A 20087-nucleotide genomic window follows, 5' to 3' on the forward strand; every position below is an offset into this window, starting at 1 on the left:
TTCCTCTGAGGCGATTCAGAGTCGAACATTCATTGCTTATTTTTCTGTAAAATCGAGGTTGTTTTCGTCGGATCGTCCACTCTGGACGGAGCCTCGCCGCCGGGCGATCTCGGCCTGCCGCTCGGCGTCGCGGCCGGAAAGCAGCGGTGCCGTGACGATCGAGGCGACGGTCGGGTCGATGCCGAAGCGGCGGATGCAGATCGCCGAGACAGCAATCACCATCGGGATCAGCGACAGGGCGACCGCGCCGATCGCGCCCCGGATCTCGAAGGCCGGCGCCAGGATGACCAGCGCCGCGATGCGCACGACCAGCGCGCCGCCGACCAGCTTCATGTAGAGCAGGTCCGCCCCCATGAAGAGCATCAGCGTCGGCCCCGGCCAGGCGAGGCCCTGCACCGCCAGGATCACGCACATCAGGATCAGCTCGACCTGCAGCCCGCGGTATTCCGGGCCGAACACCGACAGCAGCAGCGGTCCGGCGAACAGGATCGGCAGGAAGGCGACGGTGGTGGCGCCGAGCGTCAGCATCGAGATATGGGCGATCAGCCGCCGCAGGTCGGCGAGGCGGCCGGCGAAATAGAGCGTCGAGATCTTCGCCGTGGCGTAGTTGTGGATGCCGCCGGCCAGCATCGAGAAGATCGCCGCGATCCGCATGATGACGAAATAGCCCGCCGCCGCGCTCGACCCGAGGAAGTGGCCGATCAGGATGAGGTCGGCATACTGGTGCCCGGCCTCCGCCAGCGCGGCGAGCCACATCGACAGGCTGCGCCGGGCCCAGACGCCGACGAGACGGGTCGGCCGTGCGGCCCGCACGTCCGGCGGCAGCGACGCCACGATCCGCAGCGCCAGATGGGCGATCGACAGGATCTGCGCCGCGGCCGCCGTGGTGAAGAAGAGCGCGATCGACATGTGGCCGTCGGAGACAGCCGCGGCGCCGGCGGCGACGACCAGCGGCAGGCGCCAGAACAGTTCGCGCGGCGCTTCCGAGACGCGCGTGCCGCACACCACGCGCGCGACGTTCGAGGTGAAGTGCAGCCCGGTCTGCGACAGCAGGAAGGCGCCGGCGGCCAGGATTTCGGGCGCGGTCAGCCGCCCGTCGACCCAGTGCGCGCCGACCACGAAGAGACTGCTCGACACGAGCGCGCCGACGGAGGTGACGGCGAGGCCGAAACGCAGCGCACCGGCGGCGAGATCGGGCCGATGCTCGACATATTCGCCCCAGGCGCGCTGGATGAGGATGTCCTGTCCGAGCACCGAGATCACCGCAGCCAGCGACACGATGGCGAAGACGACGGCGAGTTCACCGAAGTCCGAGATCCCCATGGTCCAGGACGACAGGGCGAACATCACCAGCGCGGCGATCGATCCGCCCGCCTTCATGCCGAGCGCGAAGAGCGCGCCGAGGATGGTGTGACCGCGGAAGCGGTCGAGGAGCCGCGCGATCATGCCGGGCTCCGCGGTTCGAAGCGCCGGGCGACCAGTCGGTCGATCGCGTCCCATTTCGGCCGCACCACGGCGCCGTCGACGACCTCGAGCCGGCCGAGCCGCCCGACGGTGTGGAGCCGCCCGCCCGGCCAGTGCGGTCCGGGCGCCAGGGTGAAGCGGATCGTCTGTTCCAGTGCCGTCTCGTCGAGCCGCGTCGTCTCGACGACGTGGACGGCGCCGCCGTAGGTGCGGCTGCAGTCCTGCACCGGGCGGAAGAGCCGGCCGTCGCGCACGAAGGCATGGCCGGCGGGTCGTGCGATGCGGGCGTCGATCGGCATCGGCATGCCGTCGAGTCGCCGCCACGGCCCCATCGGCGATGGGGCATGGTGGACGACACCGAGATCGGACCAGCCGCCGCGGCCGTCGTCGAGGGTCGAGAACATCCACCAGCGGCCGGCGTGTTCGACCACCGTGGCGTCGGCGATCGGCTCCTCGACCAGCGTCGCCACCCGTTCCCAGCGGTCGGGAAAGGCGATGCAGCGATAGAGGCCGAGATCGCCCGCCGTCGAGCTCTCCGGCATGATGTGCAACACGCCGTCGATGGTGATCGGGAACGGATAGGAGAGGTGCCACGGCTCCTCGAGCACCGGCACCGCCGGGCCGCAGGGGCCGTCGTCGTCGAAGGGGATGGCCGCGATCCGCCCACGGTCGGTGGCGTGGTCGAGATCCTCGACCAGCACCCAGGTCCGCCCGTCGACCTCGACCGCGAAGGGATCGGCATAGAAATGCGTTCCCGGATCGGCGATCGGCCGGAAGGCGGGACCGGAAAAGCCCGCGCCGTCGAGGAGGCCGGGGCCGTCGATCATCCGCCAGCCGACCCGCCAGTGCGGCGCTCGGCAGGCGAGGTGATAGACGAAGCGCACCAGCCGCAGCGCGGTCGCCTTCGCCGTCGGAACGAGGTCGGGCCGCCGAGCGGGTGCGAGATCGATCCGCGCGCCGTCGGGCCTGCCGCGGTCGCGCCCGCGTGCTCGGGCGGCGAGACGGGCGGCGATCGCCGTGGCGGCGCGCGCGCCGCAGACGCCGACGGCGTCGGTCAGGCCCGTGATGGTCTCGAACGACGGGAACACCCGCTCCAGCACGGCGCCGGTCGCGACGTCGAAGATCGTCGCCTCGAGCGGCCCGGCGGTCACCGCGCCGACCAGCGCGTCCTCGCCGCAGGCGCAGCCCCAGGCGACGGCGAGGGTCGCGACCCCCGCGACCGGCCGCGGCGCGGCCGAGAAGTCGACGACCGCATCGGGAGAAAAGCCGTCATCGGGCGGCGGAGCGATTTCGGCGGCGACGATGGTCTCGTAGCCACGGCGGCGCGGCCGCGGCGACACCAGCCGGTCGAGTTCGAGCGCCAGCGCGACGATCGTCGCCGCCGGCGGGGTATCAGTGACGCGGGCGCGGACGGTGAGGCCGCACGCGGCGAGATCGGCCGCCAGATCGGCCATCCAGCGCCGCGTCCGCCCGGTCTCGACGACCAGCAGGACGTTCATCGCGGCGCTCCCTCTCGGGTCGTGTCCTCGATCAACGCCGCATAGGCGTCGATCATGCCGGAGAGCGAGTGGCGCCGCCGGAGCGCGGTGCCCGCCGCGGCGAGCTTGGCGGCGAGCGCCCCGTCGGTCAGCACGCGGGTGATCGCCTCGGCGAAGACCTTGGGGTTCTCGACGTCGACGAAGAGCGCGGCGGCCTCGCCGTCGTGGACCAGCACCTCGCGCAGCACCGGCAGCTGCGAGGCGACCACCGGCACACCGGCGACCGCCGCCTCGAGCACCGCCAGTCCGAAGGTCTCCACCGCCGAGGGGAAGACGAAGACATCGAGCGCGGCGAGGAAGGTGCCGATGTCGCTCGGCTTCAGCTCGCCGAGGAAATGCACGCGGTCGGCGACGCCGAGACCGGCCGCGATCGCGCGCAGCATGCCCTCCGCCGCGCCCTGACCGGCGATCGCGAGATGGTGCCCCGGCAGATGCGGCAGGGCCGCGATCGCCGCGTCGAGCCGCTTGGAGGGATGCAGTCGTGCCGCGCAGCCGAGGATCGGCGCGTCGCCGGGAAGCCCCAGTGCCGCCCGCGCGCCCGCCCGGTCGAGATCGCTCGACTTGCTCTCGCAGCCGTAGGGAACCGGAACAAGACGCCTGCGATAGGCCTCGGCATAGTGCTGGAAATAGGTCTGCGTCGCTTCCGAATTGGTGGTGATCGTCCGGTAGAGGCCGAAGAGCCCCCACAGCCGGTCGAGTTCACGCGCCGCGAAGCCGACGAGCTCCGGCGGCGACACCTGATTGGCGATGATCGGCGCGCGCGTCACCGTCCGGGCGATCGGTGCGCCGAGCGCATTGCCCCAGTGCTGGAAGGTCAGGATCACGTCCGGGGCGAAGCGGGCGATCCGCCGACGTGCCGCGCAGATCAGCCGCAGCGTGGCGACGAGCCCGTCGGGCCGCGCCGGCGCGCAGGTCTCGACACTGTCGAGGTCGCCCGGCCCGCTGGTGCGGCTGTAGAAGAAGAGGTGGTGGACGACATGGCCGCGCGCGGCCAGGCCCGCCCCGACGAGACGTGAGATCTCCTGGGCGCCGGCGTTCTCCACCTGTGTCTGGACGAAGAGTACGCGCACGCCGATTCCGCTCCCCCGAGCGACGGCCCCGTCGTCCGACACGTCGTCCGACCGACTCGTCCCTTCGCCTTCGCGCATCCCGATCGATAACGCAAGATCGCAACCCGTTCAACGCGATGTCGACGAGCGCACGGAAGCATGCGATGAAAAAAACCAACAAATCGTATCGATCGAAAAGTTGCTCGATCATTGCGCGGCGAGACGAAATCGAAACGAAATGCGACTATAGGACACGGTCGTAGATAGAACGTTCGCCGACTGCGCGGCAGCGTTCACGGGAGCACCATTTGTCGTCGTCTGCCAACGGAACACCGGTCGTCGACCAGGCACGTGCGATCGCGACGATCGGCGGGTTGCCGATCGCCGTCACCGATCGCGCGACCGCCGCGCGACGCCTCTGCGATCTCGCCCTCGCGCGCCGCGGCCGTGGCGGCCGCCCGCCCTTCGTCACCTCCGCCAACGGCCAGGTGCTGGCGCTGTGCGATCGCGAGCCTGACGTCCGCGCGCTGTTCCTCGCCGCCGACGTCATCCATGCCGACGGCATGCCGATGGTCTTCGCCTCGCGCCTGTTCTGCGCCACGCCGCTGCCCGAGCGCGTCGCGACGACCGATCTCATCCACGACGTCATGACGATCGCGCCGCAGGCCGGCATCCGCTCCTTCCTGCTCGGCGCCACCGCCGAGGTCAACGCGACCGCGGTCGCCAATCTGCGTCGGCTCTATCCCGACGTACCGGAGATCTCCGGCCGCGACGGCTATTTCTCCGAGGCCGAGGAGACCGCGGTGGTCGAGGCGATCAATGCCGCCGCCCCGGACATCCTGTGGGTCGGCATGGGCGTGCCACGCGAACAGCACTTCGTGCTGCGCAATCTCGACCGGCTGACCTCGGTCGGCGTGATCAAGACCGCCGGCGGCCTGTTCGACTTCCTCGCCGGCAAGCGCTCGCGGGCGCCGCTCTTCCTGCAGAAGGTCGGCCTGGAATGGGCCTGGCGGGCGATGCTCGAGCCGCGCCGTCTCGGCCTGCGCTATCTCGACACCAACTTCACCGCGGTCAGACTGCTGTTGACGCGCAGCGGCTGAACGTGTCGGATCGCGGGATCGATCCGACGGAGCCGCCGCCATGCCGCGTGCCGAGACCCTTGCCGCGATCGGGCGCCGTGCCGCCCTCTTCATCCTCCTCGCCGTCACGCCGGCCGCCGCCGCCGAGGATCTCGGGCGCGGCGTCAACCTGTTCCAGTCCGACGGCATCTTCACCGCCGGCGACGGCACCCGCTTCGACCTCGCGACCTTTCCGCGGCTGAAGGCGCTGGGTTTCGATCACGTCCGCTTCGCCACCCGCCCCTTCGCCGATCTCGACGCGAACGGGCACCCGACCGACCGCTGGATCGGCGTGCTGCGGAGCCTGATCGACACGGCGCTCGCCGCCCGGCTGCAGGTGATCGTCGACGTCCACGAATCCTTCGCCTGCGCCAAGGACAGCCTGCTGTGCGAGCGGCGACTGGCGGCGACCTGGACGACGCTCGGCGCGCGGCTCGCCGACTACGACGACCGCGTCGTCTTCGAGATCCTCAACGAGCCCGACGGCGCCGTCGATGCCGTCACCTGGAACCGGCTCGCCGACATGGCGCTCAGGATCGTCCGGGCGAAGAACCCGACGCGGCGGGTGGTGATCGGGCCGTCGTCCTCCAACCACTTCACCGCGCTCGACAAGCTGTCGTTGCCGCCCGACGATCGCAACCTGATCGTCGGCGTTCACTATTACGAGCCCTTCGCCTTCACCCACCAGGGCGCGCCCTGGACGAACCTGAAGGACGCGACCGGCGTCGAATGGGGCACCGCGGACGAGATCGCCCGGCTGGAGCGCGACTTCGACACCATCCGCGCCTGGGCCAAGGTGGAGAAGCGGCCGGTGCTGATCGGCGAATTCGGCGCCTACGAGCGCGGCGACGCCCGTTCGCGCTTCTGCTGGACGTATCGCGTGGCCCGCGCCGCCGAGGCGCGCGGCTTCTCGTGGAGCTACTGGCAGCTCACCAACGACTTCGCCCTGATGGACGAGGTCACCGGCCGCTGGAACGACTGGTTGATCGCCGCGCTGACCGGACCGGCGAACCCGCAGACCTGCCGCGCCCCGACCCCCGGTCGGCCGCGCCCCAGCCCCTGACGGATTGCGCCTTCGTCGATCGTTCAGGCACGATCGCCGACGAAGGCGGCGACGACGACGCGCTCGGCGTCGGCGTTCCATAGTGCCAGCAACGGCTCGAGCCGCTCCTCGCCCGCCCGCGTCGCCTCCACCGCGACCAGCACGAAGGGATGTTCGCCCTCCTGCGGGTCGTGATCGCCGTCGAGGATCTCGATCACCAGATCGTCGTCGCTCGGTTCGGCGAGCGCGGCTTCGCCCTCGATCACCGCCACGGTGTGACCCTCGGCCTCGACCGCGTCGGCGAGCGCGTCGGCGAGATCGCCGCAGAGTGCGGCGTCGCCGGTGCCGGCGACCGACACCACGAGGCCGGGCGAACGGGCGAGATGGCCGGCGAGCGTCGTGGCGAAGGCGGCGAGGCCTTCGCCGTCGCTCGCCAGATCCTCGCGCCGGACGTCGGCGACGAGCGGCACGTCACGCGCCTCAAGCAGACGCAGCATGCGCCGACGCCGCTGCGTCGGATCGTGGCGCCGCGCCGAGGGGGCCGCGGCATCGGCCGCCTCGCCCGCGACGGCACTGGCCCGCCGCGCCGACCGGCGTTCCGCGGTCGCGGGGGCCTCTGCGGCGGGGGCCGGGGAGACGGCAGCGACGGCGACGGGTGTCGTGGGTTCGGGTTCGGGTGCGACGGGCGTCGCGACGGCGACCGGCATCTCGACGGCGGGTCGCGTCTCGACCGTCGGCTCGGTCACCGGGGCGACCGGCACGGGCTTCGGCGCGACGGGCGCGGCCACGGTCTCGACGACCGGCGCAACGACAGCCTCGACGGGGCGCACGGGCGGTATCGGCGCCGCTTCGACCGCGACGACCGGTGCGGGCGCGGCGGGAGCCGGCGGCGGGGGCGACGGCGTCTCGACGGTCTCGATGGCCGGGGCGGGCGGCGGTGCCTCCGGTTCCACGCGGCGGGTGGCCGGGGCGCGTTCGCCGAACAGCACCCACAGCACGCCGGCGCCGAGACCGCCGACGAGGCCGGCGATCGCCATGATCGGCAGCGGCGGGCGACTGGTGGTGCTCGGCGGTGCGGCGGTCGAGACGACGGCCGCTTCGGCCTGGCCGATGTCGCCCTGTTCCTGGGCGGTCTTCTGGCGGCCGAGGAACTGTTCGTAGAGCTGGCGATCGGCCTGGGCCTGTCGCATCAGGTCCTGCAGCACGACCTCCTTCTGGTCGGTCGTCAGCTGTTCGCGGGTGCGCTTGGCGATCTCCGCCTCGTAGGCGGCGTTCTGCTCGGTCAGCACGTCAACCTCGGCCTTGGCCTGCTCGACGATGCGGTTGCGTTCGGCCTTGATCGCCGTCTCGATCGAGGCGATGCGCGCCTGGGCCGCCTCGAGGCTGGGGTGGCGCGGGCCGTAGGTCAGGGCGGCGGCGGCCGACAGCCGCTTCTCCTCGGCCAGCCGCGTCTGCAGCTCGGTCAGCCGGTCGGAGCGGAAGATCTGCGGATCGATGTCCTCCGTCGCCTTGACCTTGCGCAGCTTGTCGTAGCGGGCACGGGCGTCCTCGAGCCGGGCGCGGATCGGGCCGACCTGCTCGGTCAGCGAGTTGAGCCGCTTCAGCCCGACGCGGCCGTCCGGCGAGACGTCGAGCAGGTTGTTCGCCTGACGATAGTCGGCGACCGCCTTCTCGGAGGCGAGCACGGTGGCGCGCAGGTCGGCGAGGCGCGAGCGCAGCGCGTCGGAGATGCCGGAGTTGGCGCCGCGCCGGAGCGACTGCTGGCGCTCGACGATCTCGGCGGCGATGGCGTTGGCGATCCGCGCCGCCTTGTCGGCGTCCTTCGAGGAGAAGGAGATGTCGATCAGGTAGGAGAGGCCGCGTCGCGTCACCTTGAGGTTCCGACGCAGCTCCGCCGCCACCGCCGCCGGACCGCGATCGGAAGCATCGGCATATTCCGGATCGTCGATCAGGTTCTGCTTCTGGGCGAGCGGGATCAGGAAGCTGTCGGAGGTCGCCACTTCCGCGAAGGAGACGACGGTCGCCTCGTTGGCGTTGGACGAGGACGGATCCTTCTCGCCCGAGATCCGCGGCGACTGCGGGTCGATGGCGACGAGCGCCGTCGCCTTGTACTTGGCCGGCCAGATCGCCCAACCGGCGATGGCGACGAGGAAGACCACGGCGGCGATCTTCACGATCGTCTTCAGCCGCGACAGGACGTGCGAGCCCAGCGCGGCGGCCGACGTCGAAGACGTCCGGGCCCCGGCGGGCTCCGTGGTCGCGGGAATGGGGCCGGCGGTCGGAGAAGCCATGGTCTCGCCTTTGCGGGTGGGCGCCGTCGGTGGTCGGGGTCGAGCCGTCCTCGGCGAGGCGGCACGCGTCGACCGGTCGCGACGGCGTCGCGATCGGTGTCCATGAAACAGAAACGAGGTTAATCCTTGATTGACTTCACGGCATTCCGGTGCATCCAAGAGGGGTTCCGGCCGATGCCGGCGGCGCGACGAGGCGATGATGGACGGCGATCGAAGCGACGGCGACTGGCAGGCGACGATCGTGGAAGGGGCCACGGCGGCGCTCGCCCTGCTCGACCACGCCCCCGAGGCGGTCGCGGCGACCCCCTTCCAGCATCCCGAATGGCTCGCCGCCTGGGCGGCGACCTTCGGTGCGGCGCCCGATGCCCGGCTCTTCGGGGTCGGAGTGCGCGACGGTCGCGACGGACGGGTCGTGGCGCGCCTGCCCTTGTCGCTCGAGGTCTTCTCCTCCGTCCGCATCCTGCGCTTCTGGGATCGCGGCGCCTCCGACTACAACGCGGCCGTTCTCGCGCCCGACGTCGCCGCCGACCCGGTGGCACTCGCGGCGATCTGGCGCCGCGTCGTCGCGGTGCTGCCGCCCTGCGATCTCGTCGTCTTCGACAAGCTGCCGCGCGACCTCGGTGGCTTCGCCGACCCCCGCCACGGCATCGGTATCGTCACCCCCTCGCTCAACGCCGGCCACGTCGTGCGGCTCGCGCCCGACTGGACGATCGACGGCACGCTCGGTCGCTCGCTGGCGCGCAAGCGTCGCAAGCTCGCGAACAAGGGCGAACTGGTCTTCCGCTGCACCGCCGCCGCGGAGGATCTCGCAGGGTTCGAGGCGCTCCTCGCTCTGCGCCGCACCCGTTTCGCCGAGGCCAACCGCGACCGCGATCCCGCCGAGGTCGAGACCTTCTGGCGGCATCTCGTCGCGTCGAGCCCGATCGCCCGCCTCGCCACGCTGCGCCTCGACGGGCAGTTGCTGGCCGCCGGCTTCGGCACCCGCACGGCCGAGAGCTTCCAACTGCTCGCCACCGCCTTCGATCCGGCGTGGAAGAACTGGTCGCCCGGTCTCGTGATGATCGAGGATCTGATCGCCGCGGCGCGCGCCGACGGCGTGACGCTCTTCGACTTCACCGTCGGCGACGAGGCCTACAAGGCGGGCTTCGCGCCCGAGGATCGGCCGCTCGCCGATCTCTTCGTCGCCTTCACCCTCAAGGGCCGCCTCGCCGGCTGGTGGCGCCGCCGCGTGGTGGCGCACCGTCGCGCCGCCGCCCATCGGTCGGCGGGCTGAGCCGGTTCAGCGGCGGAAGCGCGGGCTGGCGTCTTCCTGGTCGAGGGCACTGCCGCGCCACGTGCCCGAGGTCCACAGCGACGCGAGGCCCTCGCGGTATGTCGGATGCGCGAGATCGCCGAGGAGGCCGCGCAGGCGCGCGTTGCCGACCCGCTTGCTCTCGCCCCAGAAGGTCCGCGCCATCGGCGTGAACTCGGCGGTCTCGAAGGGGATTTCCGGCGGCGGTTCGATGCCCATCAGCCGGGCGGCGAATTCGATCGGCAGCTGCGGCGGCGCCGGTTCGTCGTCGGAGACGTTGAGGACGCCGTCGAGCCGCGTCCGCGCCGCCGCGGCGATCGCCCGGCCGATGTCCTCGACATGGATGCGGTTGAACATCTGCCCCGGCTTGATGATTCGCCGTGCCGTGCCGCGCTCGAGATTGACGAAGGCGTTGCGCCCCGGCCCGTAGATGCCGGCGAGCCGCAGGATGCCGACCGCCACGCCGAGCCGGTGCCCGAGATCGGCCCAGGCGCTCTCCGTCGCCACGCGCCAGCGCGTGCGTTCGGAGGCCGGTACCGGCACCGTCGCCTCGTCGACGAAGCCGCCGTCGGTGTTGCCGTAGACGCCGACGGTCGAGAGATAGCCGATCCAGCGGAGCGTCCCCGCCGCCGCGCCTGCGGCGAGCCCGTCGGCGACGCGCGCCAGGAACGGGTCGCCCGCCTCGCTCGGCCCGGCCGAGGCGAGCACGTGGGTGGCGCTCGCCGCGGCCTCCGCGAGTCGGGCATCGGCGTCGGATGCTGCGAGATCGATCACCTCGAGGCCCTCGGCACGCAGCCGCGCGACCTTCTCGGCTTCGCGGGCGGTGGTGACGAGCGATGCGACGTCGTGGCCGAGGCAGGCGACGCCGTGGCGGGCGGAATAGCCCCAGCCGAGGACGAGAAGGCGGAACGGGGGGAGGGTGTCGGTTTCGATCATGTCCCGACCATCGCGGAAACGCGGCCGGTCGGCAATGGATTCGGTCGAGGGGTCGGCGATCGTTTCCGGTCGCCGACCCCCGTCTCGTCACTTCGCCGGCTGGTTCTTCGGCGCCGGATCGAGGAAGGGCAGCATGCGGGCGAGCGTGCCGTCCTTGAGCAGGAACTGGTGGACGATCGCGATCGCCGCGTGGGCGCCGGCGAGCAGCAGCATGGCATGGGCGACGAAGCCGTGCAGATGCTCGAGCTGTTCGGCGAAGGGCTTGTCGACGGCGAAGGGCGACGGCAGCGGCAGACCGAAGAAGCCGACCGTTCGGCCCTTGATCCAGGCGGCGAGGAGGCCGACCACGGGAACCGCGAGCAGCGCGACATAGAGTGCCAGATGGCCGGCGCGCGCGGCGAGCTGCAGGAGCGGCGATCCGGCGATCGGCGCCGGCGCGGCGCGGCCGGCACGCCAGCCGATCCGCACGACCGACAGGCCGGCGACCAGGAGGCCGATCGACATGTGCAGGGTGAGCAGCCAGTTGCGGAAGTCGCCCTTGGGCAGATCTTCGCGGACGAGACCGATGGCATAGGCCGTCACCACGGCGACGGCGATGATCCAATGCAGGGCCTGGGTGAGGGGATCGTAGCGCAGGGGAGTCATGTCGGGGTCCTCGTTTCGGGGTCCCGTCCTTGTGCCTCGAGCGCCCGATTTCGACCAGACCGGGCTCTTCAGCTTGCCGTAAGGCGCGTTCGGGCTGCCGAAACGAAGAAGGGCGCCCCGAGGGGCGCCCTTCGAAACGTCGAGGGAGGGGGAGCGATCAGCCTTCGGCCTTCTCGCCCTCTTCCTTCTTGATCTCCTGGCCGGTCGCCTGGTCGACGATCTTCATCGACAGACGGACCTTGCCGCGCTCGTCGAAGCCGAGGAGCTTGACCCACACCTTCTGGCCTTCCTTGACCACGTCGGTGACCTTGGCGACCTTCTGCGGCGCGAGCTGCGAGATGTGCACCAGGCCGTCGCGCGAACCGAAGAAGTTCACGAAGGCGCCGAATTCCATGCACTTCACGACCGTGCCTTCGTAGATCGCGTTCACCTCCGGCTCGGCGGCGATGGACTTGATCCAGTTGATGGCGGCCTTGATCTTCTTCTGGTCGGCGGACGAGACCTTGACGGTGCCGTCGTCCTGGATGTCGACCTTGGCGCCGGTCTTCTCGACGATCTCGCGGATGACCTTGCCGCCCGAACCGATCACTTCACGGATCTTGTCGGTGGGGATCTTCAGCGTCTCGATGCGCGGGGCATGCTCGCCGAGCTCCGGACGGGCCGCGGTGATCGCCTTCGACATCTCGTTGAGGATGTGGATGCGACCGTCCTTGGCCTGGGCGAGGGCGACCTTCATGATCTCCTCGGTGATGCCGGCGATCTTGATGTCCATCTGCAGCGAGGTCACGCCGTCGGCGGTACCGGCCACCTTGAAGTCCATGTCGCCGAGGTGATCCTCGTCACCGAGGATGTCCGACAGGACGGCGAAGCGCTCGCCTTCCTTGATCAGACCCATGGCGATACCGGCGGTCGGCTGCTTCAGCGGCACGCCGGCGTCCATCAGGGCGAGCGACGAACCGCAGACGGTGGCCATCGACGACGAGCCGTTCGACTCGGTGATCTCCGACACGACGCGGATCGTGTAGGGGAAGTCGTGCTTCACCGGCAGGACCGGATGGATGGCGCGCCAGGCGAGCTTGCCGTGGCCGATCTCGCGACGGCCGGGCGAACCCATGCGGCCGGTCTCGCCGACCGAGTAGGGGGGGAAGTTGTAGTGGAGAAGGAAATTCTCCTTGTAGGTCCCGGTCAGGGCGTCGACGAACTGCTCGTCCTCGCCGGTGCCGAGCGTGGCGACGACCAGCGCCTGGGTCTCGCCGCGGGTGAAGATCGCCGAGCCGTGGGTGCGCGGCAGGACGCCGACTTCCGCCACGATCGGACGGACGGTCGACAGGTCGCGGCCGTCGATGCGGGTGCCGGTGTCGAGGATGTTCCAGCGCACGATCTTGGCCTGGACTTCCTTGAAGGTCGCGGCGACCTTCTCCTTGTCGAACTTGGCTTCACCGTCCGCCGGGAACAGCGCGGCCATGACCTTCGCCTTGGCGGCGTCGACGGCCTTGTAGCGCTCCTGCTTGACGGTGATCTTGTAGGCTTCGCGCAGGTCGGCCTCGGCGATCTCGAGCACGGCCTTCTCGATCTCGGAGAGATCCGGAGGCGTGAAGTCGCGCGGCTCCTTGGCGGCCTTCTCGGCGAGGCGGATGATCGCGTCGATCACCGGCTGGAAGCCGGCGTGGCCGAACATGACGGCGCCGAGCATGACCTCTTCGGAGAGCTCCTTGGCTTCCGATTCGACCATCATCACGGCGTCGTTGGTGCCGGCGACGACGAGGTCGAGCTTGTTCTCGACTTCCTCGTCGATCTGCGGGTTCAGCACGTACTCGCCGTCGATGTAGCCGACGCGGGCGGCGGCGATCGGGCCCATGAAGGGCACGCCGGAGAGGGTCAGAGCGGCCGAGGCCGCGACCATCGCCAGGACGTCCGGGGCGTTCTCGAGGTCATGGCTGAGAACGGTGACGATCACCTGGGTGTCGCACTTGAAGCCGTCGACGAAGAGCGGGCGGATCGGGCGGTCGATCAGGCGCGAGGTCAGCGTCTCGGCCTCCGACGGACGGCCTTCGCGTTTGAAGTAGCCACCCGGGATCTTGCCGGCCGCGAAGGCCTTTTCCTGGTAGTTGACGGTGAGCGGGAAGAAGTCCTGACCGGGCTTCGGCTCCTTGGCGGCGACGACGGTCGCCAGCACGGTGGTCTCGCCGTAGGAGGCGAAGACGGCGGCGTCGGCCTGACGCGCCACCTTGCCGGTCTCCAGCACCAGCATGCGGCCGGCCCAATCGATGACTTCGCGATGAACGTTGAACATGTCTCTTCGGTCCTTGCGGCCTCGCGCGTATCGCGATGCCGCGTCGCGACGCTCCGTGCTCGCCACGAGGGGGCAAGGGCGTCGGCTGTTTCGGGGCGGACGGGGCGAGGCCTCGTCCGTTTGGACCATGAGCAAGACGGCGGGGGGCTCGGGCGATTGCGGGACGAGCCCCCGGCGATCCTGCCATGGTCCGCGAGCCTCGGGCCGCCAACCCGTACTCGGGCGGCCGGAGACACCTCGGCGGAAATCCGCCGGAATGATCGGAGCGGCGTTGACGCCGCTCCGAAGATCTTCCACCGAGCGGCGCGAGCGCCGCTCCGGAAATTCGTCGCTCGATCGCGAGGGTCGGCCGGGCCGTCCCCCGCGCCGGCGTCAGCGGCGCAGGCCGAGACGCTCGATGAGGGACTTGTAGCGCGCGACGTCCTTGGCCTTGAGATAGTCCAGGAGCGAGCGGCGCGAGGAGACCATCTTCAGGAGGCCACGACGGGAATGGTTGTCCTTGGCGTGGGTCTTGAAGTGCTCGGTCAGGTTGGCGATGCGCTCGGAGAGCACCGCGACCTGGACTTCCGGCGAACCGGTGTCGCCTTCGTGGGTCGCGTACTGCTTGACGACTTCGAGCTTGCGTTCTGCCGTGATCGACATCGGGTGATCATCCTTTCGGGTGACGAGTAACAGACATGGCCCCGCCGGGATGTCGTCCAGCAGGGTCGGTTGCGCGGGTCTTATGCACGAAACGGGGACGGAAAGCCAACGAAATCACGCAATGGCGGTTTCCTGCGCTTCCTGCGCGATCTCGCCGTCGACGCCCTCGCAGGCGAAGATCCGGGCGAGCCGGGCGCGCGCCTCCGCGACCTCGCATTCCCAGATCACCACGACCCGCAGCCCCGCCCGTCGGAGCGCCCGGATCGCCGCAGCGTCGCGCGCCCGGTTGGCGGCGAACTTGGCGACCCAGAAGGCGCGGTTGTTCTTCGGCGTGGTGGCGCGCCGACAGCCGGTGTGGGCGTGCCAGAAGCAGCCGTTGACGAAGATCGCGAAGCCGCGCCGCCGGTTGGCGAAGTCGGGCGAACCGGGGAGCCCCTTCACGTTGCGGCGATAGGCGATGCCGAGATCGCGCAAATCACGCGCGATCGCCTCCTCCGGCTTCGTCTTCTTCTGTTTCACGCGCGCGAGCAGGCGCGCGCGCTCCGGCGACTGGGGGAGGGGACGTCCCGGCTTCGCCGACACCTCCGTCATGGCCCTCACTCCGCCGCCCGCGGCGCCACCGCCGTCAGGCGGGCGAGGTGATCGGCGATGCATTCGCGGAAACCCTGCGGCAGGCGCAGCTTCGTCCGCCCCAGCCGGTCGAGGAAGCCCGCGGTCGCGCGGATCGACAAGGGCTTGCCGGGGTGGCGGAGGAAGGCGGTGAGCCCCTCGTGCCGGCCGGCGACCGGATGCGCTCCGATCGCCACGCCGTGGCGCCGCGTGCCGTCGAAGCGCGCGGCATCCGGCCAGCGCGCGCCGTCGGAAAGATCGTGGTCGCGGGCCGTATCGTGGCTTCCGGGCGCGGCGAGGCGTTCGCCGATCCAGCGCGCCACCGGCACCGACACGGCATTGCCGACCAGCGACCAGCGGAAGCGCGACAGACCGGCCGCTTCCGCCGCCCGCGTCCATCCTTCCGGAAAGCCCTGCAGCCGTTCTGCGTCGCGGATGTCCGGCGTGACGACGCCGCCGTCGGGCATCAGGATCGCCGGTGGCGAGGGGATGCCGACCGACGAGCCGTTCTTCAGCGTCGGCACGCAGTCCGGCCCCCAGCCGAGGCCGCGGATGCCTTCGGTCCAGTAGAAGCCGTGGGCATGGGTGTCGATCCGCGTCTCCACCTCGACCGGCGCGGCCTCGTCGGCGAAGAGCACCTCGGCCGGATCGAGCGTCCGGCTCGCCAGCATGAAGACGCGGCGGCGGCGCTGCGGCAGGAAGGCGAGCGTGTCGACGGTGCGATAGGCCCAGCGCCAGCCGCGCGCCTCGAAGGCCTCGACGAGGCGCGTCATCGCCGAGCCGCCGTCGAGCCGCAGCATGAAGGAGACGTTCTCGAGCAGCACGTGTTCGGGCCGCGCCACGTCCATCAGGCGGAAGACGTGATCGACGAGGCTCGACTTGGCGCCCGCGAGGCCCAGCGTGCGGCCGGCCTGCGACAGGTCCTGACAGGGAAAGCCGGCGGTGAGGAGTTCATGGGCCGGCAGGCTCTCGACCGAGCGGACGTCGGGCAGCACGTCGCGGTCGGGGAAACGGTCGGCCAGCACGAGGGCGGCGGGACGCCAGACCTCGCAGAAGACCTGCGCTTCGTGGCCGGCCGCCGCAAGGCCGCTCTCGAGCCCTCCGATGCCGGCGAAGAGTGCCGCGACCTTCATTCGCCCATCCCCGATTCGGCGATCATCCTCGAGGGGGGCGGGTGCGGCGTCAAGCGGGGGAGGGCGCGGCTCTCACCCTTCGCGGATCGGCGGCAGCGGGTCGGCGTGGCGGAAGGCGAAGCGGGAGTAGCCGAACCACGACACGAACATCGCCAGGCCCGAGCCGACCACGGCGGCGATCGGCGGCAGGATGTGCTCCGGCCCGAGGCCGAGCGTCGTCAGCGTCCACAGCGTCGCGGCATAGGTCGCGTAGTTGAAGAGCGCCGCGCCGACGGCGACCAGTCCGTAGCGACCGCCTTCGGCGGCGAGCTCGCGGGCGGTGGTCGCCTTGTCGTGGACCTCGAACGTGTAGCGCCGGTTGATCAGCCAGGTGGTGATCATGGCGACGGCGATGGCGAAGACGCGCGCCACGTAGGGGTCGACGCCGAGCCCGGCGTTGAGGATCGTCAGCACGCCGACGTCGACGACGAAGCCGATGCCGCCGGTCATCGCGAACTTGAGGATGCGCTCGAGACGGGCGCGCAGCGCGGGCGGGATGGAGGCGGGCAGCGAGATCATGGGACGGTTGATCGTGTCGGATTGCGGCGGTTGCGCGGCGGATGCACGCGCGAACCCCGGTTCTGGTCGATTTTCTCCACCCCGGCGGTTGACCGGGGCCGAGGCTTCGGACAACACATCGCAGATGGACCGTTCCCGCAAGCCCCCGAAAGATGGCGGCCCCCGCCCGTCGGCGGATCGCCCGCCGATCGACCGATCCAAGGCCGATCGCCGCCCCGAGCGCCCCGAGAAGGCCGCGCGCCCCGACGCCGCGCGCGAGCGCGCCGAGCCCGTGGCTGCGCCGCGTCCGCCGGTCGATCCCGAGATCTTCACCACCCGCCGCCCGACCGGCGACGCGCTCGCCGCCCGCATGCTCGAGACCGACGGCTGGGACGACTATCGCCTCCTCGACAGCGGCTTCGGCCGCAAGCTCGAGCGCTACGGCCACGTCACCATCGTGCGGCCCGAGGAACAGGCGATCTGGTCGCCGCGCCTGCCCGAGGCGACCTGGGAGGCGGCCGACGCCCAATTCACCGGCGACGTCGAGGAAGAGGGCCCCGGCCGCTGGCGTTTCGCTCGCCGCATGCCCGAGACCTGGCCGATGCGCTTCGAGGCGGCGAAGTTCTCCTGCCGCTTCACCTCCTTCCGCCACACCGGCGTCTTCCCCGAACAGGTGGCGCACTGGGGTTGGATGCGCGACGCGATTGCCCGCGCCGTGGCGCAGGGGCGCAAGCCCAAGGTGCTGAACCTCTTCGGCTACACCGGCCTCGCCAGCCTCGTGGCGGCCTCCGCCGGCGCCGAGGTGACCCATGTCGATGCCTCGAAGAAGTCGATCGCCTGGGCGCGTGAAAACCAGGGCGAGAGCGGCCTCGACCATCTGCCGATCCGCTGGATCTGCGACGACGCCGGCAAGTTCGTCGCCCGCGACGTCCGCCGCGGCGCCCGCTACGACGTGATCCTGCTCGACCCGCCGAAATACGGCCGCGGTCCCGACGGCGAGGTCTGGCAGCTGTTCGAGCACCTGCCGGAGATGCTGCGCTCCTGCCGCCGGCTCCTCTCCGACGACGCGCTGGCGCTCGTCCTCACCGTCTATGCCATGCGCTCGTCCTACGCCTCGTTCCACGAACTGGCGGCGGAGGCCTTCGCCGGCCGTGGCGGTCACCTCGCCTCGGGCGAACTCTTCATCCGTGAGGCGGAAGCGCCGGGCAACGCGGTTCGCCGCCGGCTCGCCACCTCGCTCTTCGTGCGCTGGACGCCGGAGGCCCCCGAATGACCCGCCGCGACCCGCCGCGCGATGCCTCGCGCGATCTCTATCGCCGCCCCGGCCACAACCGCCCCGCCCGCCCGCCGGAGGCGCCCGCCGCCTCCGCCGGCGCGGTCAAGGAGGTGACCAGCCTGACCAATCCGGTGGTGAAGGAGCTGCGCGCTCTCCACATGAAGAAGGAGCGCGCCGAGAGCGGCCTCTTCCTCGCGGAAGGGTTGAAGCTCGTCACCGATGCGCTGGAAGAGGGCTGGCCGATTCGCACGCTGGTCCATGCGAGCCGGGTGAAGTCCCAGCCGCTGGTCGCGAAGGCCGTCGCCGCCGCCAAGGCCGCCGGCGCGCTGGTGCTCGAGACCTCCGACGAGGTGCTGACCAAGATCTGCCGCCGCGACAACCCGCAGATGGTCGTCGCCGCCTTCGTCCAGAAGATCGGCCGGCTCGAGGACCTGGCGAAGCCGGAGGGCGTCCTGGTGGCGCTCGAGGGCATCAAGGACCCGGGCAATCTCGGCACGATCATCCGCACCGTCGATTCGGTCGGGGCGAAGGGCGTGATCCTTCTGGGCGATACGACCGATCCCTTCGCGCTCGAGGCGGTCCGCGCCACCATGGGCTCGCTCTTCCACGTGCCGCTCTATGCCGCGAGCCTGGAAGAGTTCGCCGTCTGGAAGCGCGGGGTGGACATTCCGACCTATGGTACCCATCTCGAGGGAGCGGTGGACTACCGCTCGGTCGATTGGCCGGAGACCTGCGTGCTCATGATGGGCAACGAGCAGTCGGGATTGCCGGAGGCCCACGTCGGGACTTGCGACGGCATCGTCAAGATCCCGATGGCCGGTCGCGCCGACAGCCTCAATCTGGCTGTGGCGACGGCGGTCATGCTCTACGAGATCCGCCGCGCGCGTCTCGTCCTCTGAGCCCGGATCTCCCGGCCCGCGCCCGACTTGCGCCCTTTCGCGAAGGGTGATCTCCTGCTCAAACCTGCGTCGCGCGCCGACGCGCGCGATCGAGAGAAGACCGACCATGACGGCCCGAAGGATCCTGATCTGCGACGACGACACCGACCTGCGCGAAGCGCTCGTCGAACAGCTTTCGCTCTACGAGGAATTCGAGACCACCTCCGTCGAAGGCGCCACGCGGGCGATCCAGGCGGCGCGCAACGATTCGGTCGATCTGCTGATCATGGACGTCGGCCTGCCCGAGATGGACGGCCGCGAGGCGGTGAAGCTCCTGCGCAAGGGCGGCTTCAAGGCGCCGATCATCATGCTGACCGGCCACGACGGCGAGAGCGACACCATCCTCGGCCTCGAGGCGGGCGCCAACGACTACGTCACCAAGCCCTTCAAGTTCGCCGTGCTGCTCGCCCGCATCCGCGCGCATCTCAGGCAGCACGAGCAGACCGAGGACGCGGTCTTCACCATCGACCGCTACACCTTCCGTCCCGCCTCCAAACTTCTCGTCGACGAGCGCGGCTCCAAGGTGCGCCTGACCGAGAAGGAGACGGCGATCCTCAAGTTCCTCTATCGCGCCGGCGACAAGGCGATCTCGCGCGACGTGCTGCTGCACGAGGTCTGGGGCTACAATTCGGGTGTCACCACCCACACGCTCGAGACCCACATCTACCGCCTGCGCCAGAAGATCGAGCGCGATCCCTCCAACGCCGAGCTGCTCGTCACCGAAGCCGGCGGCTACAAGCTCGTACCCTGACCGACCGGGAGGTCGTCGACAAAGCCATGGCTCTCGACCGCGACATTCGCCTGCTCGCCTCGGTGCCCTTCTTCCAGGGCATCGGGCCGGAAGCCATGAAGCTTCTCGCCTTCTCCGCCGAACCGCGCGAGCACATCGACCGCGACCGGGTGTTCTCCGCCGGCGATCCGGCCGAGGGCGGCATCCTGGTGCTCGAGGGGCGTGTCGACCTGATCGACGAGAGCGTCCGCCCGCCGCGCATGGTCGAGCGCGTCGGCGCCGGCAGCCTGATCGGCGAGATGGCGATGATCGTCGAGACCCGCCGCGTGCTCTCCGGCTTCGCCGTCGGGCCGACGCGGCTGCTGTCGATCCGCCGGGCGCTGTTCCGCCGCATGCTCGAGAACTATCCCGAGATCGCCGTCCTGCTGAAGGACCGCGTCGCCGACCGGCTGAAGGGCCTCGCCCCGCAGGTCGGCCGCATCGGCGAAGCCTTCGGCGCCATCGACGGCCACCGCGCGCCGGGCGCCTGACGACGACCGGCCGGACGGCGGGACG

Annotated in this window: 18 protein-coding genes; 7 read left to right on the forward strand and 11 right to left on the reverse strand. The window is 70.5% G+C overall.

What is annotated here, in order from left to right; all coding sequences use genetic code 11:
• Nucleotides 1–36 precede the first annotated feature (36 nt).
• Genes ACT53U_RS15400 through ACT53U_RS15410 form a run of 3 tightly spaced genes read right to left on the reverse strand, consistent with a single transcriptional unit; the run spans nt 37 to nt 4072 of the window.
• A complete protein-coding gene (locus ACT53U_RS15400) occupies nt 37–1446 on the reverse strand; it encodes a lipopolysaccharide biosynthesis protein (RefSeq protein ID WP_476156515.1) in 1410 nt (469 codons plus the stop codon).
• Entirely contained in the window at nt 1443–2963 is a 1521-nt protein-coding gene (locus tag ACT53U_RS15405; protein WP_476156517.1) for a glucosamine inositolphosphorylceramide transferase family protein, read from the reverse strand. Before ACT53U_RS15405 ends, ACT53U_RS15400 begins: the two co-directional genes overlap by 4 nt.
• Complete coding sequence (locus ACT53U_RS15410; protein ID WP_476156520.1) at nt 2960–4072, reverse strand: glycosyltransferase family 4 protein; 1113 nt, start codon at nt 4070–4072, stop codon at nt 2960–2962. Before ACT53U_RS15410 ends, ACT53U_RS15405 begins: the two co-directional genes overlap by 4 nt.
• 287 nt (nt 4073–4359) lie before the next feature.
• On the opposite strand from ACT53U_RS15410, the gene ACT53U_RS15415 reads away from it, so the two are divergent.
• Nucleotides 4360–5151, forward strand: coding sequence for a WecB/TagA/CpsF family glycosyltransferase (locus ACT53U_RS15415; RefSeq protein WP_476156522.1), 792 nt, complete (start codon nt 4360–4362; stop codon nt 5149–5151).
• 40 nt (nt 5152–5191) lie between these two features.
• A complete protein-coding gene (locus ACT53U_RS15420) occupies nt 5192–6232 on the forward strand; it encodes a glycoside hydrolase family 5 protein (RefSeq protein WP_476156524.1) in 1041 nt (346 codons plus the stop codon).
• Nucleotides 6233–6255: 23 nt separating this feature from the next.
• Here ACT53U_RS15420 and ACT53U_RS15425 read toward each other — a convergent pair whose 3' ends face one another.
• The gene (locus tag ACT53U_RS15425) at nt 6256–8502 is read right to left on the reverse strand and encodes a GumC family protein (protein ID WP_476156526.1); all 2247 of its coding nucleotides are present in this window, start codon (nt 8500–8502) and stop codon (nt 6256–6258) included.
• A gap of 199 nt (nt 8503–8701) precedes the next feature.
• Here ACT53U_RS15425 and ACT53U_RS15430 point away from each other — a divergent pair, with 199 nt between their 5' ends.
• The gene (locus tag ACT53U_RS15430) at nt 8702–9775 is read left to right on the forward strand and encodes a GNAT family N-acetyltransferase (RefSeq protein WP_476156528.1); all 1074 of its coding nucleotides are present in this window, start codon (nt 8702–8704) and stop codon (nt 9773–9775) included.
• 6 nt (nt 9776–9781) lie between these two features.
• Here ACT53U_RS15430 and ACT53U_RS15435 read toward each other — a convergent pair whose 3' ends face one another.
• The 7 genes from ACT53U_RS15435 to ACT53U_RS15465 form a co-directional block, all read right to left on the reverse strand.
• Nucleotides 9782–10729: a Rossmann-fold NAD(P)-binding domain-containing protein gene (locus ACT53U_RS15435; RefSeq protein ID WP_476156530.1), complete on the reverse strand. Its 948-nt coding sequence runs from the start codon at nt 10727–10729 to the stop codon at nt 9782–9784.
• A gap of 87 nt (nt 10730–10816) precedes the next feature.
• Complete coding sequence (locus ACT53U_RS15440) at nt 10817–11374, reverse strand: cytochrome b (RefSeq protein WP_476156533.1); 558 nt, start codon at nt 11372–11374, stop codon at nt 10817–10819.
• A 157-nt stretch (nt 11375–11531) separates the two neighbouring features.
• A complete protein-coding gene (gene pnp / locus ACT53U_RS15445) occupies nt 11532–13667 on the reverse strand; it encodes a polyribonucleotide nucleotidyltransferase (RefSeq protein ID WP_476156535.1) in 2136 nt (711 codons plus the stop codon).
• A gap of 372 nt (nt 13668–14039) precedes the next feature.
• A complete protein-coding gene (gene rpsO / locus ACT53U_RS15450; RefSeq protein WP_476133974.1) occupies nt 14040–14309 on the reverse strand; it encodes a 30S ribosomal protein S15 in 270 nt (89 codons plus the stop codon).
• Between the two features lie 114 nt (nt 14310–14423).
• A complete protein-coding gene (locus tag ACT53U_RS15455) occupies nt 14424–14900 on the reverse strand; it encodes a very short patch repair endonuclease (RefSeq protein ID WP_476156537.1) in 477 nt (158 codons plus the stop codon).
• 5 nt (nt 14901–14905) lie between these two features.
• Nucleotides 14906–16051, reverse strand: a complete 1146-nt coding sequence (locus ACT53U_RS15460; RefSeq protein ID WP_476156540.1) for a DNA cytosine methyltransferase — start codon at nt 16049–16051, stop codon at nt 14906–14908.
• 72 nt (nt 16052–16123) lie between these two features.
• Nucleotides 16124–16609: a GtrA family protein gene (locus ACT53U_RS15465; protein ID WP_476156542.1), complete on the reverse strand. Its 486-nt coding sequence runs from the start codon at nt 16607–16609 to the stop codon at nt 16124–16126.
• Between the two features lie 124 nt (nt 16610–16733).
• Here ACT53U_RS15465 and ACT53U_RS15470 point away from each other — a divergent pair, with 124 nt between their 5' ends.
• From ACT53U_RS15470 to ACT53U_RS15485, 4 genes are all read left to right on the forward strand, one after another.
• Nucleotides 16734–17861, forward strand: a complete 1128-nt coding sequence (locus ACT53U_RS15470) for a class I SAM-dependent methyltransferase (RefSeq protein WP_476156544.1) — start codon at nt 16734–16736, stop codon at nt 17859–17861.
• On the forward strand, nt 17858–18763 hold the full coding sequence (locus ACT53U_RS15475) for a TrmH family RNA methyltransferase (RefSeq protein ID WP_476156546.1): 906 nt from the start codon (nt 17858–17860) through the stop codon (nt 18761–18763). The genes ACT53U_RS15470 and ACT53U_RS15475 overlap by 4 nt, the downstream gene beginning before the upstream one ends.
• Before the next feature lie 106 nt (nt 18764–18869).
• Nucleotides 18870–19553, forward strand: coding sequence for a response regulator transcription factor (locus tag ACT53U_RS15480; protein WP_476156548.1), 684 nt, complete (start codon nt 18870–18872; stop codon nt 19551–19553).
• Between the two features lie 26 nt (nt 19554–19579).
• Nucleotides 19580–20062, forward strand: coding sequence for a cyclic nucleotide-binding domain-containing protein (locus tag ACT53U_RS15485; RefSeq protein WP_476156552.1), 483 nt, complete (start codon nt 19580–19582; stop codon nt 20060–20062).
• Nucleotides 20063–20087: the final 25 nt, after the last annotated feature.

The sequence above is a fragment of the Pinisolibacter sp. DMC19 genome (assembly GCF_056313985.1).